Annotated in this window: 21 protein-coding genes; 12 read left to right on the top strand and 9 right to left on the bottom strand. The window is 73.0% G+C overall.

Annotated elements, in window-relative coordinates; all coding sequences use genetic code 11:
- The first annotated feature begins 82 nt into the window (after positions 1 to 82).
- Positions 83 to 1,297, top strand: coding sequence for an MFS transporter (locus AB0Q96_RS31225; protein ID WP_365331436.1), 1,215 nt, complete (start codon positions 83 to 85; stop codon positions 1,295 to 1,297).
- Here the strand turns inward: AB0Q96_RS31225 and glgX are convergent.
- A complete protein-coding gene (gene glgX, locus AB0Q96_RS31220; RefSeq protein ID WP_365331320.1) occupies positions 1,266 to 3,386 on the bottom strand; it encodes a glycogen debranching protein GlgX in 2,121 nt (706 codons plus the stop codon). The two genes, AB0Q96_RS31225 and glgX, sit on opposite strands and share 32 nt — an antisense overlap.
- A 147-nt stretch (positions 3,387 to 3,533) precedes the next feature.
- On the opposite strand from glgX, the gene AB0Q96_RS31215 reads away from it, so the two are divergent.
- The 4 genes from AB0Q96_RS31215 to AB0Q96_RS31200 all read left to right on the top strand — a co-directional run bounded on the left by AB0Q96_RS31215 (position 3,534) and on the right by AB0Q96_RS31200 (position 7,957).
- Positions 3,534 to 4,394 carry a Tat pathway signal sequence domain protein gene (locus AB0Q96_RS31215; protein ID WP_365331318.1) on the top strand — a complete coding sequence of 287 codons (861 nt, stop codon included), beginning with the start codon at positions 3,534 to 3,536 and terminating at the stop codon, positions 4,392 to 4,394.
- Positions 4,395 to 4,477: 83 nt separating this feature from the next.
- Positions 4,478 to 5,776, top strand: coding sequence for a copper amine oxidase (locus AB0Q96_RS31210; protein WP_365331316.1), 1,299 nt, complete (start codon positions 4,478 to 4,480; stop codon positions 5,774 to 5,776).
- A 101-nt stretch (positions 5,777 to 5,877) separates the two neighbouring features.
- Positions 5,878 to 7,131 carry an SAV2148 family HEPN domain-containing protein gene (locus AB0Q96_RS31205; protein ID WP_365331314.1) on the top strand — a complete coding sequence of 418 codons (1,254 nt, stop codon included), beginning with the start codon at positions 5,878 to 5,880 and terminating at the stop codon, positions 7,129 to 7,131.
- Between the two features lie 97 nt (positions 7,132 to 7,228).
- A complete protein-coding gene (locus AB0Q96_RS31200; protein ID WP_365331312.1) occupies positions 7,229 to 7,957 on the top strand; it encodes an exonuclease domain-containing protein in 729 nt (242 codons plus the stop codon).
- Between the two features lie 8 nt (positions 7,958 to 7,965).
- Here the strand turns inward: AB0Q96_RS31200 and zapE are convergent, their stop codons facing one another.
- The 3 genes from zapE to AB0Q96_RS31185 all read right to left on the bottom strand — a co-directional run bounded on the left by zapE (position 7,966) and on the right by AB0Q96_RS31185 (position 10,853).
- Positions 7,966 to 9,054, bottom strand: a complete 1,089-nt coding sequence (gene zapE, locus AB0Q96_RS31195; RefSeq protein WP_365331310.1) for a cell division protein ZapE — start codon at positions 9,052 to 9,054, stop codon at positions 7,966 to 7,968.
- 41 nt (positions 9,055 to 9,095) lie between these two features.
- Positions 9,096 to 9,926: an alpha/beta hydrolase gene (locus tag AB0Q96_RS31190; protein WP_365331308.1), complete on the bottom strand. Its 831-nt coding sequence runs from the start codon at positions 9,924 to 9,926 to the stop codon at positions 9,096 to 9,098.
- Between the two features lie 69 nt (positions 9,927 to 9,995).
- On the bottom strand, positions 9,996 to 10,853 hold the full coding sequence (locus AB0Q96_RS31185) for an aminoglycoside phosphotransferase family protein (protein ID WP_365331306.1): 858 nt from the start codon (positions 10,851 to 10,853) through the stop codon (positions 9,996 to 9,998).
- A 272-nt stretch (positions 10,854 to 11,125) separates the two neighbouring features.
- Between AB0Q96_RS31185 and AB0Q96_RS31180 the strand changes: the two genes are divergently transcribed.
- The 4 genes from AB0Q96_RS31180 to mgt all read left to right on the top strand — a co-directional run bounded on the left by AB0Q96_RS31180 (position 11,126) and on the right by mgt (position 15,463).
- The gene (locus AB0Q96_RS31180; protein ID WP_365331433.1) at positions 11,126 to 11,992 is read left to right on the top strand and encodes a sugar ABC transporter permease; all 867 of its coding nucleotides are present in this window, start codon (positions 11,126 to 11,128) and stop codon (positions 11,990 to 11,992) included.
- Positions 11,989 to 12,831 (top strand): carbohydrate ABC transporter permease, encoded by an 843-nt coding sequence (locus AB0Q96_RS31175; protein ID WP_365331304.1) that lies wholly within the window; start codon positions 11,989 to 11,991, stop codon positions 12,829 to 12,831. Before AB0Q96_RS31180 ends, AB0Q96_RS31175 begins: the two co-directional genes overlap by 4 nt.
- Positions 12,828 to 14,153, top strand: a complete 1,326-nt coding sequence (locus AB0Q96_RS31170; RefSeq protein WP_365331302.1) for an extracellular solute-binding protein — start codon at positions 12,828 to 12,830, stop codon at positions 14,151 to 14,153. Before AB0Q96_RS31175 ends, AB0Q96_RS31170 begins: the two co-directional genes overlap by 4 nt.
- Before the next feature lie 116 nt (positions 14,154 to 14,269).
- Positions 14,270 to 15,463, top strand: coding sequence for a macrolide-inactivating glycosyltransferase (mgt, locus tag AB0Q96_RS31165; protein ID WP_365331300.1), 1,194 nt, complete (start codon positions 14,270 to 14,272; stop codon positions 15,461 to 15,463).
- 16 nt (positions 15,464 to 15,479) lie between these two features.
- On the opposite strand, the gene AB0Q96_RS31160 is transcribed toward mgt, so the two are convergent.
- Entirely contained in the window at positions 15,480 to 15,962 is a 483-nt protein-coding gene (locus tag AB0Q96_RS31160) for a VTT domain-containing protein (protein WP_365331298.1), read from the bottom strand.
- A gap of 337 nt (positions 15,963 to 16,299) precedes the next feature.
- Here AB0Q96_RS31160 and AB0Q96_RS31155 point away from each other — a divergent pair, with 337 nt between their 5' ends.
- The 3 genes from AB0Q96_RS31155 to AB0Q96_RS31145 all read left to right on the top strand — a co-directional run bounded on the left by AB0Q96_RS31155 (position 16,300) and on the right by AB0Q96_RS31145 (position 18,172).
- The gene (locus AB0Q96_RS31155) at positions 16,300 to 16,857 is read left to right on the top strand and encodes a DUF1697 domain-containing protein (protein ID WP_365331297.1); all 558 of its coding nucleotides are present in this window, start codon (positions 16,300 to 16,302) and stop codon (positions 16,855 to 16,857) included.
- A 67-nt stretch (positions 16,858 to 16,924) separates the two neighbouring features.
- Positions 16,925 to 17,530 carry a DsbA family protein gene (locus AB0Q96_RS31150; RefSeq protein WP_365331295.1) on the top strand — a complete coding sequence of 202 codons (606 nt, stop codon included), beginning with the start codon at positions 16,925 to 16,927 and terminating at the stop codon, positions 17,528 to 17,530.
- A 69-nt stretch (positions 17,531 to 17,599) separates the two neighbouring features.
- Positions 17,600 to 18,172 carry a TIGR03086 family metal-binding protein gene (locus AB0Q96_RS31145; protein WP_365331293.1) on the top strand — a complete coding sequence of 191 codons (573 nt, stop codon included), beginning with the start codon at positions 17,600 to 17,602 and terminating at the stop codon, positions 18,170 to 18,172.
- A gap of 35 nt (positions 18,173 to 18,207) precedes the next feature.
- Here the strand turns inward: AB0Q96_RS31145 and AB0Q96_RS31140 are convergent, their stop codons facing one another.
- Genes AB0Q96_RS31140 through AB0Q96_RS31125 form a run of 4 tightly spaced genes read right to left on the bottom strand, consistent with a single transcriptional unit; the run spans position 18,208 to position 21,807 of the window.
- Positions 18,208 to 18,972 carry a sirohydrochlorin chelatase gene (locus AB0Q96_RS31140; protein WP_365331291.1) on the bottom strand — a complete coding sequence of 255 codons (765 nt, stop codon included), beginning with the start codon at positions 18,970 to 18,972 and terminating at the stop codon, positions 18,208 to 18,210.
- Between the two features lie 5 nt (positions 18,973 to 18,977).
- Positions 18,978 to 19,877: an ABC transporter permease subunit gene (locus AB0Q96_RS31135; protein WP_365331289.1), complete on the bottom strand. Its 900-nt coding sequence runs from the start codon at positions 19,875 to 19,877 to the stop codon at positions 18,978 to 18,980.
- The gene (locus tag AB0Q96_RS31130) at positions 19,864 to 20,661 is read right to left on the bottom strand and encodes an ABC transporter ATP-binding protein (protein ID WP_365331287.1); all 798 of its coding nucleotides are present in this window, start codon (positions 20,659 to 20,661) and stop codon (positions 19,864 to 19,866) included. Before AB0Q96_RS31130 ends, AB0Q96_RS31135 begins: the two co-directional genes overlap by 14 nt.
- A gap of 33 nt (positions 20,662 to 20,694) precedes the next feature.
- Positions 20,695 to 21,807: an aliphatic sulfonate ABC transporter substrate-binding protein gene (locus AB0Q96_RS31125; protein ID WP_365331285.1), complete on the bottom strand. Its 1,113-nt coding sequence runs from the start codon at positions 21,805 to 21,807 to the stop codon at positions 20,695 to 20,697.
- Positions 21,808 to 21,930 lie beyond the last annotated feature (123 nt).

Here is a 21,930-nt window from a genome sequence, read left to right as displayed (position 1 = left end):
ACGTACCCGGCACGGAGGCTTCTGTGTCATCGACGCATGCGCCCGTTCGGGTGCATCGCGTTACGTTCGCGTGATGCTCCGGATGTATCGCGACACGCTGTCCCTGCTCGGACCGGTCCTGCCGGTCGTCTCGTTCCTCGGACGGCTGCCCACCGCCATGTGCCAGCTCGGCAGCCTCCTCCTGGTCGCCGAGACCAGCGGCTCCCTGACCACCGCCGGTCTCGCGGGCGGCGCGCTCGCCGCCGGGCAGACCCTCGCCGGCCCGCTGATCGGACGGCTCGCCGACCGGCACGGCCAGCGGCCCGTGGTCCTCGCCGCCGCCCTCGCCAACGCGGTCGCCGTCACCGCCCTCGTGCTCGCCGCCCTCGACCGGGCCGGCACCGGCCTCCTCATGGTGCTCGGCGCCCTCGCCGGCGCGACCGTCCCGCAGATCGGCCCGCTCGCCCGGACCCGCTCGGTGAACCTGGCCCGCGCCGCCGGCGCCGACGACCGGGCGGTGGGCACCGTCCTCTCCTTCGAGGGCACCCTCGACGAGGTCTCCTTCGTCCTCGGCCCCGCCCTGGTGGGCCTGGCCGCCGCCGTCGCCCACCCGGCCGCCGCCCTGCTCACCGCCGCAGCGCTCCTCGCCGGCTGCGGCACCGCCTTCGCCCTGCACCCCACCGCCCGCTCGGCGGCCGTCCGCCGGGCCACCCGTACGAGTGCCGCCGAACGGACGCGGCTGCCGGCCGCCACGTACGCCCTGCGGATCACGATGGTCCTCCAGGGCGCCATGTTCGGCGCCTCGCAGGCCGGCATCACCGCCCTCACCGAAGGGCTCGGCGTACCCGACCAGGCCGGGCTGGTCTACGCCGCGATGGGGGTGATGAGCGCCGCCGCCGGGTTCGCGATGGCCGCCGTGCCCGCCCGGATCGGCCTGGGCACCCGCTGGCGCGCCGCCACCGCCGCCCTCGTCGTGCTCGCCGCGCCCCTGGTCCTCGTCGACACGCTCGGCGGGCTCTACGCGGGCGTCGTCGTCCTCGGCGTGGCCTACGCCCCGCACCTCATCACCGTCTTCGGCCTCACCGAGCGGATCGTGCCGCCGGCCCGGCTCGCCGAGTCGATGGCCTTCCTCACCAGCGGGATCGTCGGCGGCCAGGCCCTCGCGCTGGCCGTCTCCGCCCGGCTCGCCGACACGCACGGCGCCCCGGCCGCCTTCGGGGTGGCGGCCGGGGCGGCCGTGGCCTGCGCGGTCCTCTCCTGGACCGTCCGCACCCGCGGCGGGCAGGTCAGGCGGGCCGTCGCAGCACCGTCAGCGTGAGCGGGGCGAGCGTCACCCGCTCGCCCGCCGCGACCGTCGGGCCCACCTCGGGCGGCATGCCCTCCGGGTGGGAGGTGTCCACCACGACCTTCCATGACTCGCCGTGCCGGTCCGGCACGGCGAACTCCAGTTCCTGCGCGGAGGCGTTGAACATCAGGAGGAAGGAGTCGTCCGAGATCCGCTCGCCCTGCGGGCCCGGCTCCGAGATCGCGTTGCCGTTCAGGAAGACGGTCAGCGCCTGGGCGTGCGCCGCCTGCCAGTCCCGGGAGGTCATCTCCTCGCCCTCCGGCGTGAACCAGGCGATGTCGGTGAGCTCGTCGTGGGTGCCCTCCACCGGGCGCCCGTGGAAGAAGCGGCGGCGCCGGAACACCGGATGGTCCCGGCGCAGCCGCACCATCGCCCGGGTGAACTCCAGGAGCGTGGCCTCCGGTTCGCCGCCCGGCTTCGGCCAGCGCACCCAGGAGACCTCGTTGTCCTGGCAGTAGGCGTTGTTGTTGCCGCCCTGGGTGCGCCCGAACTCGTCGCCGTGGCTGAGCATCGGGACGCCCTGCGACAGCATCAGCGTGGCCAGGAAGTTGCGGGTCTGACGGGCCCGCAGCTCGCCGATGCCGATGTCGTCGCTGTCGCCCTCGGCGCCGCAGTTCCAGGAGCGGTTGTGGCTCTCGCCGTCCCGGTTGCCCTCGCCGTTCGCCTCGTTGCGCTTGTCGTTGTACGACACCAGGTCGCGCAGGGTGAAGCCGTCGTGGCAGGTCACGAAGTTCACCGAGGCGAGCGGGCGCCGCCCGTCGTCCTGGTAGAGGTCGGAGGAGCCGGTCAGCCGGGAGGCGAACTCGGCCAGCGTGCGCGGCTCGCCGCGCCACAGGTCCCGTACGCAGTCCCGGTACTTGCCGTTCCACTCGGCCCACTGCGGTGGGAAGTTGCCCACCTGGTAGCCGCCCTCGCCCAGGTCCCACGGCTCGGCGATCAGCTTCACCTGGCTGACCACCGGGTCCTGCTGGACCAGGTCGAAGAAGGAAGAGAGCCGGTCCACCTCGTGGAACTGGCGGGCCAGGGTGGCCGCCAGGTCGAAGCGGAAGCCGTCCACGTGCATGTCCGTCACCCAGTACCGCAGACTGTCCATGATCATCTGGAGGACGTGCGGGGACCGCATCAGCAGCGAGTTCCCGGTGCCGGTGGTGTCCGTGTACGTGCGCGGGTCGTCGCCCAGCCGGTAGTACGAGGGGTTGTCCAGCCCCCGGAACGAGAGCGTCGGGCCCAGGTGGTTGCCCTCGGCGGTGTGGTTGTAGACCACGTCGAGGATCACCTCGATGCCCGCCTGGTGCAGCGCCCGCACCGCCGACTTGAACTCCAGGACCTGCTGGCCCCGGTCGCCCCAGGAGGCGTAGGCGTTGTGCGGGGCGAAGAAGCCGATCGTGTTGTAGCCCCAGTAGTTCGACAGACCCGCGTCCACCAGCCGGTGGTCGTTGACGAACTGATGGACCGGCATCAACTCCAGGGCCGTGACGCCCAGTTCCTTCAGGTGCCCGATGACCGCCGGGTGCCCGAGTCCCGCGTAGGTGCCGCGCAGCTCCTCCGGCAGGTCCGGGTGGAGCATCGTCAGGCCCTTCACATGGGCCTCGTAGATCACCGTGTGGTGGTACTCGGTGCGCGGGCGCCGGTCGTCGCCCCAGTCGAAGTACGGGTTGACCACGACCGAGGTCATCGTGTCCGGCGCCGAGTCCAGGTCGTTGCGCGCGTCCGGCCGCCCGAAGGGGTAGCCGTACACCGACTCGCCCCACCGCACCGCGCCCGAGACCGCACGGGCGTACGGGTCCAGCAGCAGCTTCGCCGCGTTGCAGCGCAGTCCGCGCTCCGGCGCGTACGGGCCGTGGACCCGGAATCCGTACCGCTGGCCGGGCATCACGCCCGGCAGATAGGCGTGCCGCACGAACGCGTCGGTCTCCCGCAGCTCCACCGCCGTCTCCGAGCCGTCGTCGTGGAGCAGACACAGCTCGATGCGGTGCGCGGCCTCGGAGAACACCGCGAAATTGGTTCCAGCGCCGTCGTAGGTGGCGCCCAAGGGATACGCCTGACCCGGCCAGACCTGCATAGGCGAACTCTTCCACTTCTGATCCGGGTGCAAGGGGTGTACTTCGGCCAGATCCTGCCCGAAAGAGGCGCAACCTCCTAGGACTTCGGCCCGTCCTACCGGGTGACCACAGAGAAATAGGGGAAATCCTGCTTCAAGGGGGGAAGTGTGTACGAAATTGTGCGCCGTCACCTGGGGAAGGTGGTGGCCGGTACGGCGATGGCGGTGACGGGGACCGCCATAGCCGTCGCCGTCGCGCTGCCCGGCAGCGCCGGCGCCGACGACGCTCCGCCGGGCCGCACCGCGGCCCAGGGTTCCCGGGCGGCCGACGGGAGCGGACCGCAGGGCGGCGGAGCGGGGGACCCGGGGTCCGCGCCCGGCCCGGCGACGCTCGCCTCGGCGCCGCCCGAAGGGGCGAAGGGGATCGGCACCGACCCGCTCACCGACGACGAGCTGAAGCGGGCCGAGGCCCTGGCGCTGACCCCGCCGGGAGCCGCCGCGCAGCGGAACGTCGAGGGCGGCCGGGGCCCCCAGCACCTCGCCACCGAGCTGGCCGACCCTCCCCCAGTCTCCGACCGGGGGGACCCCCAGCCCGGCGAGCAGTCCGGCGGCCCGCGCCGCGCCGAGGTCCGCTTCTACGACTACGGCCGCGACGAGCTCGTCACCCGCACCGTCAACCTCGACACCGGCAAGGTCGAGCGCTCCGGCGCCCAGCGCGGGGTCCAGCCCTCCGCCCACCCCGAGGAACTGCGCGCGGCCCTCGGCCTGATCCTGGCGAGCCCGCTGGGCAAGGGCGTCAAGGAGGACTACAAGGACGCCACGGGCAAGGAGCTCACCTCCGCCGACCAGCTCTGGTTCAACGGCGACCTCTACCGCACCTACCGCGAGGCGAAGGTCCCCGCCCCGCTCGCCAAGTGCGGCGAGCACCGGTGCGTCCGGCTCGTCACCAAGGTCCTCAACGGCGCCTGGATCGACACCCGCAACCTGATCGTCGACCTGAGCGCCAGGACCGTCACCCGCGTCGGCTGACCACCGGCCCGCACCACCCCCGCGCCGGCCGACCACCGGCCCGGGAGACCACCCGCACCTCCGTACCGAGGGAGTACGCACCCATGTCCGCACCGCGACTTCGGCGTGCCCGCAGGCGGGGCGCCGTCCTCGCCGCCGGCGCCCTGCTCGGCACCACCGTCGCCACCACCACCGCGGCCACCCCGGTGAGCGCCGCGCCCGCGCCCCCGCCCGCCGACTGCTCCGCCGCCTACCGCATCGAACAGAAGCTGGACGGCGGCACCGTCTGGCGCATGTGCTGGCGCTACTCGACCGACTCCGGGCTGATCCTGGACAAGGTCACCTACCAGCCGCCCGGCGAGCCCGCGCCGATCCGGGTGCTCAACAGCGCCAAGCTGGCCCAGATCCACGTCCCGTACGACGACGGCAACGCCGAGTACGACGACCTCACCGGCGCCGGCTTCGGCTGGGGCCTGCAGAACCTGAAGCCCGGCGAGTGTCCTGGCGGCACCATCACCTCCGTGAAGGTCCCCGAGGTCGGCAAGGTCAACGGCCTGTGCACCACCACCCGGGCCCGCGGCCACGCCTACCGGATGGCCGCCGACGAGGGCGGCAAGGTCTGGCAGGCACAGGGCAAGGACCTGCTCGTCTACACCGTCAACAAGGTCGGCTGGTACGAGTACATCACCGAGTGGCGGTTCTCCTCGGACGGCATGATAGGCGCCAACGTCGGTGCCACCGGCAGCCTCTCGCCGGTCGACTACAACGCCACCGACGGACGCGGCTGGCCCATCGGCAAGGGTGCCCGCGACTACGCCACCAGCCACGCCCACAACGTCTTCTGGAAGCTGGACTTCGGCCTCGACGGCAGCTCCAAGGGCCGGATCGAGCAGTACGACTCCAAGGTCACCCCGCCCGTCCGGGACGGCAGCCCGACCGTGAAGACCACCCGCACCCCGGTCACCAAGGAGCTCGCCGGCGACGCGAAGAACATGCGCTGGTGGCGGGTGGTGAGCGCGACCGGCAAGAACAAGGACGGTCACGCCCGCTCGTACGAGATCGTGCCCGGCCACACCAACAGCTACGCCGGCCGCCCGTTCACCAAGCACGACGTCTACTTCACCCAGGCGCGGGCCTGTGAGCAGTTCGCCAGCAACAACATCCTCGACTGCGGCCCGAACGCCCCCACCAGCGTGGACAAGTGGGTCAACGGGGAGACCCTGACCAACCCGTCGGTGTGGGTCAACATCGGGTTCCACCACATCGCCCGGGACGAGGACCAGCAGCCGATGCCGGTCCACTGGCAGGGATTCCAGCTCGCACCCCGGGACGTAACCGCTATGAATCCGCTCACTCCGGCTGATCTCGCCGGCCAGAACGGGGCCCCCGCTCCGCGCAGTTGAGCAACGACCCGGCCGATCCTGCTGCATCGCCTCCCGCTCCCGGAGTACCCTTCCTTGATCGTTGTCAGTGCGGGTGTCCGGGAGCAGAAGGCGGTGCGCGGGTGAGCTCGGGAGGTCTGGAGCTGCCCCCAGGGGACGCGGGTCACGAGGCGGATCCCGCGGGCCCCGCGGACGCGCCGCCCGGCGCGGTCTCCGTCGCCCGCCCGGTGGAGATCGGTGCCGAGCTCGACTGGGGCGCGGAGGCGTGGAGCGAGGTGCGCACCCGGGCCCAGCGGGCCGGCCGCGCCTACATCTGGCTCAACCTCGTCGAGCAGCGGCTGCGGGCCGTCGTCGCGGCGGTGCTGCGGCCGGTCTACGAGCCGGTGCACGGCGAGGAGTGGGTGGTGGCCGCGGCCGGGCCGGCCGGTCAGGAGTGGGTCCAGCGGGCGGTGGCCGTCCGCGAGGTGTCCCGCCGCAAGGGCTATCTCCTCGACCCGGCCGACGACAACGTGCTCAGCTTCCTCACCCTCCCGCAGCTGCGGGAACTGATGGTGCAGCACTGGCCGTGCTTCGAGCCCTACTTCGACGACCGGCGCGAGGTCGAACTGGCCCTGGACGAGCTGGAGGTGACCCGCAACGTCGTCTCCCGCAACCGGGCCCTCTCGCTGACCGTGCTCGCCCAGTCCGAGCGGGCCTCCGCCCGGCTCCTGGAGATCCTCGGGAGCGGCGCCGGGGTGCCCTCCGCCGACCGGCTGCCGGTCGACGCCGTCGAGGACCTGGTCGGCGACCGCTACGCCGACGTCGTCTCCGTCCACCCGGACCGGGTCAGGCTCCAGCGGCAGCTGCCCGCCGAGGACCTGTTCGGCGGGGCCCGGCGGCTCGACGCCACCGGCATAGGCCTGAACCTGCTCGTGCAGAACTTCTCCGGGCGCCGGATGATCCGGCTCGCCGAGTCCGGCTGCCGGATCCGGCTGCTCTTCCTCAACCCGGCCAGCAGCGCGGTCAAACGGCGCGAGCGGGAACTCGGCCTCAAGAAGGGCGAGCTGAGCCGCGCGGTGGAGATGAACATCCTGCACATGCGCCGGGTCCGCTCCAAGCTGCGCGATCCGGGCGCCTTCCAGATCCACGTCTTCGACGAGACCCCGCGGTTCACCGCCTACCTGGTCGACGGGGACGGGCCGGACGGGCTCGCCGTCATCCAGTCGTACCTGCGCAAGGCGCGCGGCATGGAGGCGCCCGTGCTGGTGCTGCGCGGCGGCGGGCGGAACGTGGTGCGCGCGGGACACGGCCCCGACCGTGACGCAGAACACGGACTTTTCGCCACATACCGGGAGGAATTCGAGTCCGTGTGGCTCGATTCCCGACCCGTCTCCTGACCCCTCCGGCCGCTTTCCGGCCGCCCCCCGGCCGGATTGTCAGTGGCGCGTGCGAGGGTGTTCAGCACCACGGGGGAGATCACGTAAGGAGGACCCGATGGCTTGGCACGCGGGAATGCTGGTCGGCTTCGACCTGGAGACCACCGGCACCGAACCGCTGGAGGCCCGGATCGTCACGGCCTCCGTCGTCGGTGTCCACGGCGGCCGGGTGGTCCGCCGGCACGACTGGCTCGCCGACCCCGGCATCCGCATCCCGGAGCAGGCATCCGCGATCCACGGCATCAGCAGCGAGCGCGCCGCGGCCGAGGGCCGGCCGGTGCGCGAGGTCGCCGACGAGATCGCCGACACGCTGACGGGGTACTGGCAAGGCGGCTTCCCGGTCGTCGCCTACAACGCCTCGTTCGACCTGACCCTGCTCTCCGCCGAGCTGCGCCGGCACGGACTGCCCTCGCTCAGCGAGCGCCTGGGCACCCCCGCCCCCTCCATAGGCCCCGTCATCGACCCGTACACCATCGACCGGGCCGTCGACCGCTACCGGCGCGGCAAGCGCACCCTCGAAGCGGTCTGCGCCGAGTACGGGGTGGTGCTCACCAGCGCCCACCAGGCCGCCGCCGACGCGCTGGCCGCGGTGGAGGTGGCCGTCGCGATAGCCGAACGGCACTCCTCCGTCGCCGCGCTCGCCCCGGCCGAGCTGCACGAACGCCAGATCGGCTGGTACCGGGAGTGGGCCGAGGACTTCCAGTCCTTCCTGCGCCGCAAGGGCAGCGCCGACGCGGTCGTCGACCCGGTCTGGCCGCTGCGCACCCCGGCGCCGGTCTCGGGCTAGCCGGGCGGTCAGACGGGACGGACCGGGTCCGTCCGCCGCAGCATCGCGAGGCGGCTGGCCGTGCGGTCCAGGTCGCGGGTGAGGGCCTGGCCGGCGGGGAGCGCGGCCAGCGGGTCGGCGCCGACCAGGACCAGCCGGACGTCACGGTCGCAGGCCACGTCGACGAGGTTCGCGAACCGCTGCCGTCCGTCCGCCGACGCCTCCGCCAGCGGCGGCACCCCGTCCAGGACCAGGGTGGGGAAGCGTTCGGCGAGGGCCAGGTAGTCGGGCACCCCCGTCGGGGCCTCGCACAGGGCGTCGAAGGCGAACCAGACCAGGCCGTCGCGGACCGCACGGGCCGGCAGCTCCCGCAGATGGGCCGGGACGGCGGTGGCCTCCGCGGGCTCCGGGACGGTGAGACCGAAGGCCGCCAGGCCGGTGGCGCCCGGGGGCAGGCACAGGCCCGTCGCGAACCGGCGGCCACCGTCCGCCGCCGCCGGTGCGGCGACGCGACGGAAGTCCACCGGGCCCGTGACGTCCAGGACGTCCATCCGCTCCTCGATGAGCCGGATGGTCGGCTCGAACAGGTGGTGGTACAGCGGGTCCGGCATCAGCCCCGCCGGCGGGTAGTTCGAGGTGGTGACCAGGGTGATCCGGCGGTCGAGGAGCGTACGGAAGAGCCGCGCGATCAGCATCGCGTCGCCCGCGTCATGGGCGTGGAACTCGTCGAACACCAGCACCTTGCTGTCGCCGATCAGCTCGTCGAGGGCGCTGTCCACGGCGCTCTGCCCGTCGTGCCGGGCGCCCGGCCCGGCCACCCCGTCGTGCAGCCGGCGGAAGAAGTCGTGGAAGTGCAGGCGGCGCTTGCGCCCGCCGGGCAGCCCCTCGTAGAAGGTGTCCACCAGCCAGGACTTCCCCCGGCCCACCGGGCCCCAGACGTACAGGTCGCGCGGTGGCCTGGGGAAGGTCCAGGCCGGCCGGGCGAGTTCGCCCGCCAGGTGGGCCAGCCGTTCGACGGCGGCCTCCTGCGCGGGGGCTATCGAGAAGCCGCGGCGGGCCGCCGCCTCGTGGAAATGGCGGCGCATGGCCTGGACGTGCGGGGACACCGGTCGGTTCATCCGTTCGTACGCGGGGATCGGCAGGGCGTCGGGGCGGGCCCCTAGCCGTTCTCCTTGAGGAAGGAGAGCAGCAGCTCGCCGACCCGCTCGGGCTGGTCCAGCTGGAGCCAGTGCCCCGCCTCCTCCACCCGCTCGTACCGCCAGGACCCGGCGACGTACGCGGCCGTGCCCGTCATCTGCGCCTCGGTGAGGAAGCGGTCGCCGGTGGACCAGACGCCCATCACCGGGATCCGCTCCGGCAGCGGCGGCAGCGGCAGCGCCGGGGCGAACTGGACCTCGGCCGGCACGCCCGAGCGGTAGATGTTCAGCGCCGCCGTCAGCGCGCCCGGCGCCCGCAGCGGCTCCAGCACGGCCTCCGCGTCGGGGTGCTCGCCGAGCATGTCGCGCAGGTGGGCGAAGTCGTCGTGGGACAGCCAGTTCTCGGCGAGCTCCGGCAGCTGGAACAGCAGCATGTACCAGGAGCGCTGCCGCTGCTCCCAGCCCGCGCCCCGGATGGCCCCGAAGTGCCCGACGGACAGCAGGGTCAGGCTCCGCACCAGCTCCGGCCGGACCTGGGCGAGGCCCTGGGCGATGCCCGAGCCCCAGTCGTGGCCGACCACATGGGCCCGGTCGATCTCCAGGCGCCCGAGCAGCTCCACCAGGTTCGCCGCCGAGGCCGCCGGGGAGTATGCCTCCGGGCCGCCCTCCGGCCGGTCCGAGGCGCCGAAGCCCCGCAGGGTCGGCGCGATCGTCCGGTACCCGGCGGCGTTCAGCACGGGCACCTGGTGCCGCCACAGGTCGTGCGAGTCCGGGAAGCCGTGAACCAGCAGCACGGCCGGCCCCTCGCCGCTCACCTCGACGTCCAGCGTGACGTCCGAAAGCTCCACCCGCATCACAACACCCCGTTCACGGAAGCCGGTTCGACAAGGAGTCATGATGCCAGGTGGGCCGCCGGCCGGCCGTCAGAAGGGGTACCAGCGCACCTCCGGGTCGCCGTCCCGGAGCGAGGCGACCCGCCGCTCGAACTCGGCGAGCGCCGTCGGCCGGGACGGCGCGTGCTGCGCGACCCACGCGCAGCTCGCGGTCTCCCGCGCCCCCCGCAGCACCGCGCAGCCCTCCCAGTCGCGCACGTCCCAGCCGTACGCCTCGGTGAAGGCGTCGTACGCGGCCGGGTCGAGGCCGTAGCGGTCGCGGGAGAGGGCCAGCACCACCAGGTCGTGCTCGCGCAGATCGGAGGAGAAGGTCTCCAGGTCCACCAGGACCGGCCCCTCGGGCCCGACGTGCACGTTGCGGGGGAGCGCGTCGCCGTGGATCGGACCGGGCGGCAGCTCCGGGGTCAGGGCGGCGGCGGCCGGGGCGAAGGCGTCGCGGCGCTCGCGCAGGAACGCCGCGTCGGCCGGGTCGATCGCGTCGCCCGCCAGCCGCAGCCAGCGCTCCACCCCGCCGAGCAGCTCCCGGGGCGGCAGCGCGAACCCGGCCGGCTCGGGCAGCGCGTGCACCCGCCGGAGCAGCGGCGCCAGATCCCGGGGCTCGGTGGGCCGGACCGCCTCGGGCAGCCGGTGCCACAGGGTGACCGGAAGCCCCTCGGCGACCCGCGGCTTCGGCTCCGCCGCCCGCACCGCCGGCACCCCGGCCTCCGCCAGCCAGCCCGCCAGCGCCAGCTCCCGCTCGGCGCGCGGCAGCAGCTCGGCGTCCCGGCCGACCTTGACCACCAGCTCGCCGAGGGCGAACACCGCGTTCTCGCCCAGCGCGAGCAGCGCCGCGTCGGCCGCCCGCAGTCCGGCGGCGGCCAGGATCTCCCGTGCCCGCGCCTCGTCCATCGTTCTCTCCCCACAGCCGTCGCGTTTCCGCCAAAGTCTCGCATCCGCGCAGGTCGCCTTGACGAACCGACGGCCCCTCAGGACGATGACCGCCCTGGACAGCGTGACCGGTGCGAGGCGGCACACCGGACGGACCGGCTCGCCCGGCCCCCCCGGGTCGACCGCGCGAAGGGGGCAGGTCTGTGAGTGCGACGACCGCGGACAGGCGGTCAGCGGGGCGCCGGACGCCCGCCGGGAAGCCCGGCGCCGGCCGCCCCCGCCCGAGCCCCGGGATCCTGCACAGCCCCTGGTTCCTGGTGCTGCCGGCCCTCCTGCCCATCCTGCTGCTCAGCGTCGGCCCGATCCTCTACGGCATCGCGCTGGCCTTCACCGACGCCCAGTCCGGGCGCACCCAGGCCACCGGCTGGATCGGCGCCCTCAACTTCCGGGACCTGCTGCACGACACCCTGTTCTGGGACTCCTTCCGCATCGGCCTGGTCTGGGCGGTCGGCGTCACGGTCCCGCAGTTCCTGCTCGCCCTCGGCCTCGCCCTGCTGCTCGACCAGAAGCTGCGGCTGCGCTGGCTGGCCCGGGCGCTCGCGATCGTCCCGTGGGCGATGCCCGAGGTCGTCGTCGGCATCATGTGGCGGCTGGTCTACAACCCGGACGCGGGCATCCTCAACGAGACGCTGCGCGGCCTCGGTCTCGGCGAGGACCGGGTCTGGCTCGGCGGCCTCGCCACCGCCCTGCCCGCCGTCCTGGTGGTCGGCGTCTGGGCCGGCATGCCACAGACCACCGTCGCCCTGCTCGCCGGCCTCCAGAACACCCCGCGCGAACTCCACGAGGCGGCCGCGATCGACGGCGCCGGGGCCTGGCGGCGTTTCCGCACCGTCACCTGGCCCGCGCTGCGCCCGGTCGCCCTCACGATCAGCGCCCTCAACCTGATCTGGAACTTCAACTCCTTCGCCCTGGTCTACGTGCTGACCGGCGGCGGACCGGGCGGCCGGACCCGGCTGCCCATGCTCTTCGCCTACGAGGAGGCGTTCCGCTACGGCCAGTTCGGCTACGCCGCCGCCATGGGCTGCGTGATGGTCGCCGTGATCTCCGTCCTCCTCGCCCTGTATCTCGTCGGACGTCTGAAGGGGGACGAGGACCGGTGAGCGCCTTCCGTACCAGCGGGCCCGCGCGGTTCGGCCAGTACCTCGCGCTCCTCGCGTACCTGGCCTTCCTCGCCTTCCCCTTCCTGTGGCTGGTCTCCACCGCGTTCAAGCCCGCCACCGAGCTGGGTTCCCCGCACCCCACCTGGATCCCGCGCGACCCCACGCTCGACAACTTCCGGCAGGCCTTCGACGAGCAGCCGCTGCTCCGGGCGGCCGGGAACAGCCTGCTCGCGGCGCTCGCCGCCGCCCTCGTCGCGGTCCTGGTCGCCACGCCCATGGCCTACGTGCTGGCCCGGCACCGCTCCCGGCTCACGGCGGCCGCCACCGGCTGGGTCGTGGTGAGCCAGGCCTTCCCGTTCGTGCTGCTGATCATCCCGCTGTTCCTGGTCCTGAAGAACCTGCACCTGGTGAACAGCCTGGCCGGCCTGACGGCGGTGTACGTGGTGTGGTCGCTGCCCTTCGCGCTGTGGATGCTCACCGGGTACGTCCGCGCCGTCCCCGTCGAACTGGAGGAGGCGGCGGCCGTCGACGGCGCGGGCCGCCTGCGCGTCCTCGTCTCCGTCACCGCGCCGCTGCTCGGCCCCGGCATCGTCGCCACCGCGCTGTTCGCCTTCGTCACCGCGTGGAACGAGTTCTTCTTCGCGCTCGTCCTGCTCAAGACCCCGGAGAAACAGACCCTGCCCGTGGTCCTCACCCACTTCCTCGGCGCCGAGGGCGTCGCCGACCTCGGCCCGCTGGCCGCCGCGGCCTTCCTGGCGACCCTCCCGTCCCTCGTCGTCTTCGCCGTCATCCAGCGGCGCATCACCGGCGGCATGATGGCCGGGGCGGTGAAGGCATGAGGTGCGCCCGCCTGGTGACCGGCGCCGTGGCCGCGCTCGCCCTGCTCCTCGGCGGCTGCTCGGCCACGGACGGCCGCGGCGCGAACGGCGCCGACGGTGCCGACGGCGTGGTCCGGCTCCGCTTCCAGTCGCTCGCCTGGCAGCCGGAGTCCGTCGACGCCAACCGGGAACTGGTGCGGGAGTGGAACGCGGCCCACCCGCGCGTCCAGGTCGACTACGTCCAGGGCAGCTGGGACTCGGTCCACGACCAGCTGCTGACCTCCTTCGAGGGCGGCGAGGCACCCGACCTCATCCACGACGCCTCGGACGACCTCGCCGACTTCGCGTACGGCGGCTACCTCGCGGATCTGCGCGGGCTGCTGCCCGCCCGGCTGCGCGCCGACATCCCCGAGCGCAGCTGGCGGTCCACCACCTTCGGGAAAGGCGTCTACGGGGTGCCGTTCCTCCAGGAACCCCGCATGATCATGGCCAACCGGACCCTCCTGAGGGAGGCCGGGGTGCGCGTCCCGACCGCCGGACACCCCTGGAGCTGGGCGGAGTTCCGGCAGGTCGCCAAGGATCTGACGGCGACCATGGGGGAGGGCCGGTACGCGGTCGCCTGGCCGTTGAGGGAACCGGTGTCCGTCTCCCTCAACCTCGGTCTCTCCGCCGGCGGCCGGCTGTTCCACCGTGACGCCGACGGCAGGGCCGTGGTGCGGTTCGAGGAGGGCGACGCGGTCGTGCCCGGCACCATCCGGGCCATGGTGGACACCGACCGCACCGCCTCCCGCGCCACCCTCGGCAGCGGCGGCTCGGACACCCTGCCCGGCTTCTTCGGCGGGAAGTACGCCATGGTCCCGCTCGGCTTCTCGTACCGGCAGCAGATCGTCCGGCAGGCGCCGAAGGGCTTCGACTGGACGGTGCTGCCGGCCCCCGCCGGGGCGGGCGGGCTCACCCAGGGCGTCAGCCCGCAGACCCTGTCCATCGCCGAGGACAGCCCCCACAAGAAGGAGGCGGCGCGGTTCCTCGACTTCTTCCTCCAGCCCCGCAACACCGTCCGGCTGGCCCGCGGCGACTGGATGCTGCCCACCTCGGCCACCGCCCTCGCCGACCCGGCCCTGCACACCCCCGCGTACGGCTGGGCCACCGGCGCGGCCGTCGCCCGGTACCTCAGCCCGGCGCCCGCCCAGTCGGTGCGCGGCTACCCGGAGTGGAAGGACAAGGTCGCCACCCCCGCGTTCCAGGAGTACTACAGCGGCGCCATCGACACCGACGAGCTGCGCGCCCGCCTGGTGGAGGACGGGAACAGGGTCCTGGCCCGCTACCAACGCCGACGCGGATGAGCGGACAGGGGGAGAAGGAGGGGGAGGGGGAGGGGGAGGGCTCGCTCGGCAAGGGCCCCGCCCCGCCTCCGAACAAAGCATTAGACGAGACGTATCGTCTCACCTAGGGTGGGGGCATGACCGCGACCCCCCGCTCCCACATCGCCATGTTCTCCATCGCCGCCCACGGGCACGTGAACCCCAGCCTCGACGTGATCCGCGAACTCGTCGACCGGGGCCACCGGGTGAGCTACGCGATCCCCGCCGCCTTCGCCGAGAAGGTCGCCGCGACCGGCGCCACCCCCGTCGTCTACGGCTCGACCCTCCCCGTCGACGACGACCCCGACGCGTGGGGCACCGAACTCATCGACAACATCGAGCCCTTCCTCGCCGACGCCGTCCAGGCGCTCCCGCAGCTCGACGCGGCCTTCGACGGCGACCGGCCCGACCTGGTGCTGCACGACATCACCTCGTACCCCGCCCGCGTCCTCGCCCACACCTGGGGCGTCCCCGCCGTCTCGCTGTGGCCGAACCTCGTCCCCTGGGAGGGGTACGAGGAGGAGGTCGCCGAGCCGATGTACGCGGAGCTCAAGGCCACACCGCGCGGCAGGGCGTACTACACCCGCTTCACCGAATGGCTCACCGCGCACGGCGTCCCCACCCACCCCGACGCCTTCGTGGGCCGCCCGCGCCGCGGGCTCGTCCTCATCCCCCGGGCGCTCCAGCCGCACGCCGACCGGGTCGACGAGTCCGTCTTCACCTTCGTCGGCGCCTGCCGGGCCGAGCGCGCCGAGCCGGCCCGGTGGCAGCGCCCGCAGGGCGCCGGAAAGCTGCTCCTGATCTCGCTCGGCTCCACCTACACCAAGCAGCCCGCCTTCTACCGGGACTGCGTCGAGGCCTTCGGCGGGCTCGACGACTGGCATGTCGTGCTCCAGATCGGCGCGTTCGTCGACCCGGCCGAGCTCGGCGAGGTCCCGGACAACATCGAGGTGCGCAGCTGGGTCCCGCAGCCCGCGATCCTGGCGGAGGCCGACGCCTTCGTCACCCACGCGGGCGCGGGCGGCAGTCAGGAGGGCCTGGCCACGGCGACCCCGATGGTCGCCGTCCCGCAGGCGGTCGACCAGTTCGGCAACGCCGACATGCTCCGGTCGCTCGGCGTGGCCCGCCACCTGCCCATGGACGAGGTCACGCCCGAGCGGCTGCGCGAGGCCGTGCTCGGCCTCGTCGCCGACCCCGAGGTCGCCCGCCGCGCCCGGCTGATCCAGGAGGCCATGACCCGCGAGGGCGGGACGCGCCGCGCGGCCGACCTGATCGAGGCGGAACTCCCGTAGGCCCGCGCCCGGGGGCTCAGGACTCCTCGGCCGCCGGGTCGCCCGTGGGCGGGGCCGCCCTCCTCCTGCGGTACACCACCACCGCGCACACCGCGAGCAGCAGGGCGGCGACGGCGGACACCCCGAGGGCCGTCCGCTCGGCGAAGAGGCGCCCCAGCACATGGAGGACGCCGAGACCCGCGGTCGCGTAGATCAGCGCCCAGGCGGCTCCGCCGACGAACAGGGCGGGGAGGTAGCGGGGCAGGGGCATGCGCATGCTGCCCGCGAGGAAGTTGGCGGCGGTCTGGAAGCCGACGGTCAGGAAGGAGACGGCCACCACCGGTGCGCCCCAGCGCTGGATCGCCCGCTCGGCGCGCTGGAACCGCTCCGAGGAGATCCGCCCGGCGAATCTGCTGCGCCGGGCGCCGGCGCCGGCGAGCCAGCCGATGGCGAAGGTCCCTCCGGCACGGAGCAGGATGATGAGGTACAGGGCGCCGGCCGTGAGCGCGATCTTATCCACGACGTTCCGTTCTCCGGGTTGCCTTGCCCGCACGTGCGCCAGGCAAGGTAACCCTAACCGAACACGGGTGGAGTGGACGCAGGCCGCCTGACCGTCCCGGTCGCCCGGACCGTCCGGGCCCTGACCGGCGCGCTCCGCCGCAATCGGACGGCTCGTCCCGATTCCTCATTACGAAACCTTGTTGAATAAGTCACAGGTGCGTGGAGCCCTTGATTCGTCCCCCTCCCATCGGACAGGGTTCGGCCAGCCGGCGGAGAGCTTCGTTCCGGGAGCCCCGCGGGCCGGCGGCCGTCGCGCCCTCCCCCACGGGGCACGGCGGCCGCTTTAGGGTGTGGACATGACGAAGACGTACGCGGCCCTGCTCCGCGGGATCAACGTGAGCGGACGCAACAAGGTCCCCATGGCAGAACTCCGTTCCGTCCTCGAAGGGCTCGGCCACCGCGAGGTCCGCACCTATCTGCAGAGCGGGAACGCCGTCTTCGCCACCGATCGCGAGGACTCCGAGGACGAGCTCGCCGCCGCCCTCGAAGCCGCGATCGAGACGCACTTCGGCTTCCACGTCCCCTGTCTCGTGCGCGACCACGCCTACCTCGCGGCCGTCGCCGCGGCCTGCCCGTTCCCCGCCGCCGAACTGGAGGGCAAGGAGCTCCACGCCCTCTACTACTCCGGACCCGTCACGGCGGACCGCTTCGCCGGCATCGACCAGGAGGCCTTCCTGCCCGAGGCGTTCGCCCTCGGCGACCGGGTCCTCTACCTCTACGTCCCCCGCGGCCTCGGCACCTCCAAGCTGGCCGACGCCGTCTCCCGGCCCTCGCTCCGCAAGGACGTCACCGTCACCGCCCGCAACTGGAACACCGTCGCCAAACTGGTGGAGATGACCGCGGCCGACGCATGAGTGGCCCAGTCCGGCGAGCTGCGATTGGCCCGGTGTTCCGGGCCATCGGCTGGCTAGGGTTTCCCTCATGACGACCACCGTGGACTTCTACTTCGACCCCGCCTGCCCCTTCGCCTGGATCACCTCCCGCTGGATCCTCGAAGTCGAGCGGCACCGCGACATCGACCTCCGCTTCCGCGTGATGAGCCTCTATTTCCACAACGAGGGCAACGACCTGCCCGACTGGTACCGCACCCTCGTCGACGCCTCCATCGGCCCCGTCCGGGTCGCCGCCGCCGCGGCCGGACAGCACGGCGAGGAGATCCTCCGCCCGCTCTACACCGCGTACGGCACCCGCATCCACGAGCAGAAGAACAAGGACTTCGACGCCGTGATCGCCGAGTCCCTCGCCGAACTCGGCCTGCCCGCCACCCTCGCCGAGGCCGCCCACGACCCCGCCTACGACGAGGCCGTCCGGCGCAGCCACGACGCCGGCAAGGACCCCGAGGCCGAGGCCTACGTCGGCACCCCGACCCTGCACGTCGACGGCACCGCCTGGTTCGGCCCGGTGCTGCGGGCCATCCCGCGCGGCGAGCCGGCCGCCGAGCTCTTCGACAGCTACCGGGTGCTCACCGGCCACCCCGACCTCTTCGAGATCAAGCGCACCCGGACCGGCGGCCTCGACTTCGCGTGACTCCGCCCCCGCCCGCCCTGTCGCGAAAGTTCAAGACCGGGCCGGGCGGCCCTCACTAGCGTCGACGCCATGAACGAGATCCACGCACACCTCACCGTCTGCGCCGCGGAAGCCGCCCGTGTCACCCGCGGCATCACCCCCCGGCAGCTCGACGAACCGTCCGCCTGCACCGACTGGACGGTCCGCGAGCTCGCCAACCACCTCGTCCTCTACAGCGCGCACGGCCTCGAACACCGCGCCCTGCGCACCCAGCTGCCCGAGGAGACCGTCCAGCGCGACTTCACCGCCGACGCCGACTGGTCCGAGCGGTACGCCGCCCAGCTCGACCGGGCCCTCGCCGCCTGGGAGAAGCCCGAGGCGTGGGAAGGCGAGGTCGACCTCGGCGGCAGCTCCGTCGCCGCGCCCGAGATCGCCTCGATGCTGGTCAAGGAACTCGCCCTGCACGGCTGGGACCTGGCCACGTCCACCGGCCGGACCTTCGAGATCCCCGAGGACACCGCCGTCTTCGTGCTCGACGTCGTCGAGCGGTACGCGGAGGTCTTCCGCCAGTACGAAGGCTTCGCCGAGCCGGTCACCGTCCCCGGCACCGCCGACCCCTTCACCCGGGCCCTCGCCCTCAGCGGACGCACCCCGAAGGGCTAGGTCGTGTCCGGAAAGTCCCGCCTGGCGCGCGGCGCCTAGCCCGCGACGCCCGCCAGCCGGGCGTCGGCCACGGCGCCCGCCGCGGAGCCGTACCGCTCCAGGAGCAGCCGGGCCAGTTCCGGGGCGGGGCCCAGGACGTCGGCGAGGACGTCGGCGCCGGCCGCGCCCGCCGCGATGCGGTCCGGGAGGCGGCCCGGCGCGATCACGTACGGGGCCACGGCCACCCGGCGCACGCCGGGCTCGGCGCGGAGCGCCCGTACCGCCTCGTCCGTACCCGGGAAGCCCCCGGCTTGCACAGCGGAGGCGAACGCAGGCCGCACGGAGCACCAACCGGTGCGCCGCAGCTCCCGCGCCGTTTCTGCGATCACTGCGATCGCCTCCGGGTCCGTGGAGCCCGCCGAGGCCAGGACGACCCCGGTCGAGCTCATGTCGCCGGGCGTGAGCCCGGCCTCGTACAACCGCCGTTCCACCGCCGCGAGCAGCAGCGGCGAGGGGCCGAGGACCTCCGCCTGCCGCACCCGTAGCCCGGCCGGGGCCTGCCGCAGGACGGCGGGGATGTCGGCCTTCGCGTGGAAGGCGCGGGTCAGCAGCAGCGGCAGCGCCACCACCTCCCGCACCCCGTCGGCGGCGAGCCGGTCCAGCACCCCCGGCACCGAGGGCAGGTTGAAGTCCAGGAACGCCGTCTCCACCCGCAGCCCCGGCCGCAGCGCGCCGGCCCGGCGCACCAGCGCCTGGACGGTCGCCGCGTGCCGCGGGTCGCGGCTGCCGTGGGCGATGACGAGCAGAGTCGGGACGCTCATGGGGATCAGGCCTTCACCAGCAGGCCGCGGCGGCGCAGCACGGCGCGCTCCACCGGGCTGAACACCAGCAGGTCGATGGCGACACCGACGAGCAGGATCAGGAAGATCGCCAGGAAGATCCCCGGCATGTCGAAGTTGTTGCGTCCGTTCTCCAGGAGCTGGCCGAGGCCGAGGCCCAGGTCGGGGGAGGAGGCGATGATCTCCGCCGCCATCAGCGAGCGCCACGAGAACGCCCAGCCCTGCTTCAGGCCCGCGAGGTAGCCGGGCAGCGCGGCCGGCATCACGATGTGCCAGGCGCCCTTCAGCCCGGTCGCGCCGAGCGTCCGCCCGGCCCGCAGGAACAGCGGCGGCACCTGGTCCACGCCGGCCACCAGGCCGTTGGCGATGGACGGCACGGCGCCCAGCAGGATCACCGCGAACATCATGCTGTCGTTGAGGCCGAGCCACAGGACCGCGGGCGCCACCCAGGCGACCGAGGGCAGCGACTGGAGTCCGGACAGGATCGGGCCGATCGCCGTCCGCACCACCCCCACCCGGGCGACCAGCAGGCCCAGCGGCGTACCGATCGCCAGGGCGAGCAGGAAGCCCAGCAGGGCCCGGGAGACGCTGGTCCACAGGACCTGGAGGAGGGTGCCCTCCAGCCACATCGTGGACAGGCTGTCCCACACGGCGCCGGGCGAGGGCAGCTTGCCCTCGTCGGCGACCTCGAAGGTGACCAGGAGCTGCCACACCACCAGCACCAGCACGATGGCGAGGACCGGCGGCAGGACCTTCTTCAGGAGGACCTCGCGCACCGGGGCCCGCCGGACCTGGACGCTGTCGAGCGCGTCGAGTCCGGCCTCCAGACCGGCCAGGTCGTCGGTCTTCACCCGCTCGGCGGGCGGCGTCGTCTCAGTGCTGGCCATGGCGGCGGATCTCCCCACGCAGTTCTTCGGTGATCTCGACGGACAGCTCCGCCACGGCGGCGTCCTCGATGCGGCGCGGCTGCGGAATGCCGATGGTCCACTCGCGGGCGATCCGGCCCGGCCGGGAGGACAGCAGGACGACCCGCTCGGCCAGCCGCACGGCCTCGCGCACGTTGTGCGTGACGAAGAGGACCGAGAGCCGGGTCTCCCGCCAGATCCGGGTGAGCTCGTCGTGCAGGACGTCCCGGGTGATCGCGTCGAGCGCCGCGAACGGCTCGTCCATCAGCAGCAGGTCGCTGTCCTGGGCGAGCGCCCGGGCCAGCGCCACCCGCTGCCGCATGCCGCCGGACAGCTCGTGGACGCGCTTGTCGAACGAGCCGCCGAGCCGCACCAGTTCGAGCAGCCGCTCGGCTTCCGGCCGCCGCTCGGCCTTCGGCAGCCCGCGCAGCTTCAGCGCGAGCTCGATGTTCTTGCCCGCGGTCAGCCACGGGAACAGGGCGTGCTCCTGGAACATCAGGGCCGGCCGGCCGCCGGGGGTCTCGATGGACCCCGCGGACGGCCGGTCGAGCCCGGCGACCAGGTTGAGCAGGGTGGACTTGCCGCAGCCCGAGGCGCCCAGGAGGGTGACGAACTCACCCGGGGCGACATCGAGCGAGATGTCGTCGAGGACGAGCTGTCCGCCGGCCGGACCGCCGAAGGACTTCGAGACGTGCTCGATGCGCGCGGCGTGACCCACCGCGCCGACGCGGTCCTCGGCCTTGGCGAGCGTCGTGGTCGTGGCCATGGTCGTCACCTCCTGGGTTGAGCTGCGGCTGGGTTACTTCGCGCCGAGACCGGCGTCGGAGACCTCGGGCTTGCCCGCGGCCTTCAGGACCTTGTTGAGCGGCTTCAGGTCGTAGATGCCGTTCAGGTCGGGCTGCTTGAGGAGACCGGCCTTCACCGCGTGATCGGCCTGCGCCTGCAGGGTGGCCGCCAGCGGGTCGTCGATGAACTGGATCGACGGCCAGGCGCTGTCGATCACCTTGGCGCCGAGCGGCTTGCCCGACAGCTCCTTCAGCCTGGCGTTGGCCGAGGCCTTCGCCTTGTCCTGGTTGGCGTTGATCCACTCGTTGGTCTTCACCGAACCGCGCAGCACCGCCTCCACCACGTCGGGGTGCGCCTTCAGGAACTTCTGCGACACGATGATGTTGGTGATGACGAACTTCTTGTCCGGCCACAGGTCGGACTCGTCGAGCAGCACCTTCGCGCCCTCGCTGACCAGCTTCGACGCGGTCGGCTCCGGCACCCAGGCGCCGTCGATGGAGCCCGACTTGTAGGCGTCCGGGGTGATCTTGTTGTCCGTGCGGACCACGGAGACGTCGCCCTTGCCGCTCTGGGCGTCGACGCTCCAGCCCTTCTCGGAGATCCAGTTGAGGAAGGCCACGTCCTGCGTGTTGCCCAGCTGCGGGGTGGCGATCTTCTTGCCCTTGAGCTCGTCCAGGGACTTGATCTTCGCCGGGTTCACCACCAGCTTCACGCCGCCGGAGGCCGAGCCGCCGACGATGCGCAGGTTGGTGCCCTTGGACTTGGTGAAGCCGTTGATGGACGGCGAGGGGCCGATGAAGCCGATGTCGATCGAGTCGGCGTTGAGCGCCTCGATCTCGGAGGGACCGGCGTTGAAGGTCGACACCTTCAGCTGGGTGCCGCCCAGCTCCTTCTGGAAGATGCCCTCCTGGTCGCCGACCAGCGCGGTGGCGTGCGTCAGGTTGGGGAAGTACCCGAGCCGTACGGTGTCGGCGGAGAGCTTCGCGCCCTCGGCGGCCACCTTCTTCTCGTCGTTCTTCTTTGCGTCGGAGCCGTAGCCGCAGGACGCGAGCGCCCCGACGAGCAGGGGCAGGGCGGCAGCGGCGGCCAGGCCGCGGCGCAGGGTGATACGGGTGGTGGCAGGCACGGGAGGTGTTCCCCTCGATTCAGCTTCTGCGAAGTCTTCGTCTGTGTCTATGTCGTACGGGGTGGAACGGGTCGAGCAGCGTGACGCCGCCGGGGCGGCGCATGGAGGTCAGCACGCACATCG

The sequence above is a fragment of the Streptomyces sp. NPDC093111 genome, assembly GCF_040683955.1.
Classification (GTDB): domain Bacteria; phylum Actinomycetota; class Actinomycetes; order Streptomycetales; family Streptomycetaceae; genus Streptomyces.
This window is presented reverse-complemented; position numbering and strand designations above follow the sequence as displayed.

What these genes read in the sequence shown, in the direction of transcription:
- AB0Q96_RS31140 (WP_365331291.1), bottom strand. Translation starts at nt 18,972, where the DNA reads ATGAGCGTCCCGACTCTGCTCGTCATCGCCCACGGCAGCCGCGACCCG.
- AB0Q96_RS31185 (WP_365331306.1), bottom strand. Translation starts at nt 10,853, where the DNA reads ATGGACGAGGCGCGGGCACGGGAGATCCTGGCCGCCGCCGGACTGCGG.
- AB0Q96_RS31210 (WP_365331316.1), top strand. Translation starts at nt 4,478, where the DNA reads ATGTCCGCACCGCGACTTCGGCGTGCCCGCAGGCGGGGCGCCGTCCTC.
- glgX (WP_365331320.1), bottom strand. Translation starts at nt 3,386, where the DNA reads ATGCAGGTCTGGCCGGGTCAGGCGTATCCCTTGGGCGCCACCTACGAC.
- zapE (WP_365331310.1), bottom strand. Translation starts at nt 9,054, where the DNA reads ATGAACCGACCGGTGTCCCCGCACGTCCAGGCCATGCGCCGCCATTTC.
- AB0Q96_RS31170 (WP_365331302.1), top strand. Translation starts at nt 12,828, where the DNA reads ATGAGGTGCGCCCGCCTGGTGACCGGCGCCGTGGCCGCGCTCGCCCTG.
- mgt (WP_365331300.1), top strand. Translation starts at nt 14,270, where the DNA reads ATGACCGCGACCCCCCGCTCCCACATCGCCATGTTCTCCATCGCCGCC.
- AB0Q96_RS31150 (WP_365331295.1), top strand. Translation starts at nt 16,925, where the DNA reads ATGACGACCACCGTGGACTTCTACTTCGACCCCGCCTGCCCCTTCGCC.
- AB0Q96_RS31190 (WP_365331308.1), bottom strand. Translation starts at nt 9,926, where the DNA reads ATGCGGGTGGAGCTTTCGGACGTCACGCTGGACGTCGAGGTGAGCGGC.
- AB0Q96_RS31155 (WP_365331297.1), top strand. Translation starts at nt 16,300, where the DNA reads ATGACGAAGACGTACGCGGCCCTGCTCCGCGGGATCAACGTGAGCGGA.
- AB0Q96_RS31200 (WP_365331312.1), top strand. Translation starts at nt 7,229, where the DNA reads ATGGCTTGGCACGCGGGAATGCTGGTCGGCTTCGACCTGGAGACCACC.
- AB0Q96_RS31130 (WP_365331287.1), bottom strand. Translation starts at nt 20,661, where the DNA reads ATGGCCACGACCACGACGCTCGCCAAGGCCGAGGACCGCGTCGGCGCG.
- AB0Q96_RS31145 (WP_365331293.1), top strand. Translation starts at nt 17,600, where the DNA reads ATGAACGAGATCCACGCACACCTCACCGTCTGCGCCGCGGAAGCCGCC.
- AB0Q96_RS31225 (WP_365331436.1), top strand. Translation starts at nt 83, where the DNA reads ATGTATCGCGACACGCTGTCCCTGCTCGGACCGGTCCTGCCGGTCGTC.
- AB0Q96_RS31135 (WP_365331289.1), bottom strand. Translation starts at nt 19,877, where the DNA reads ATGGCCAGCACTGAGACGACGCCGCCCGCCGAGCGGGTGAAGACCGAC.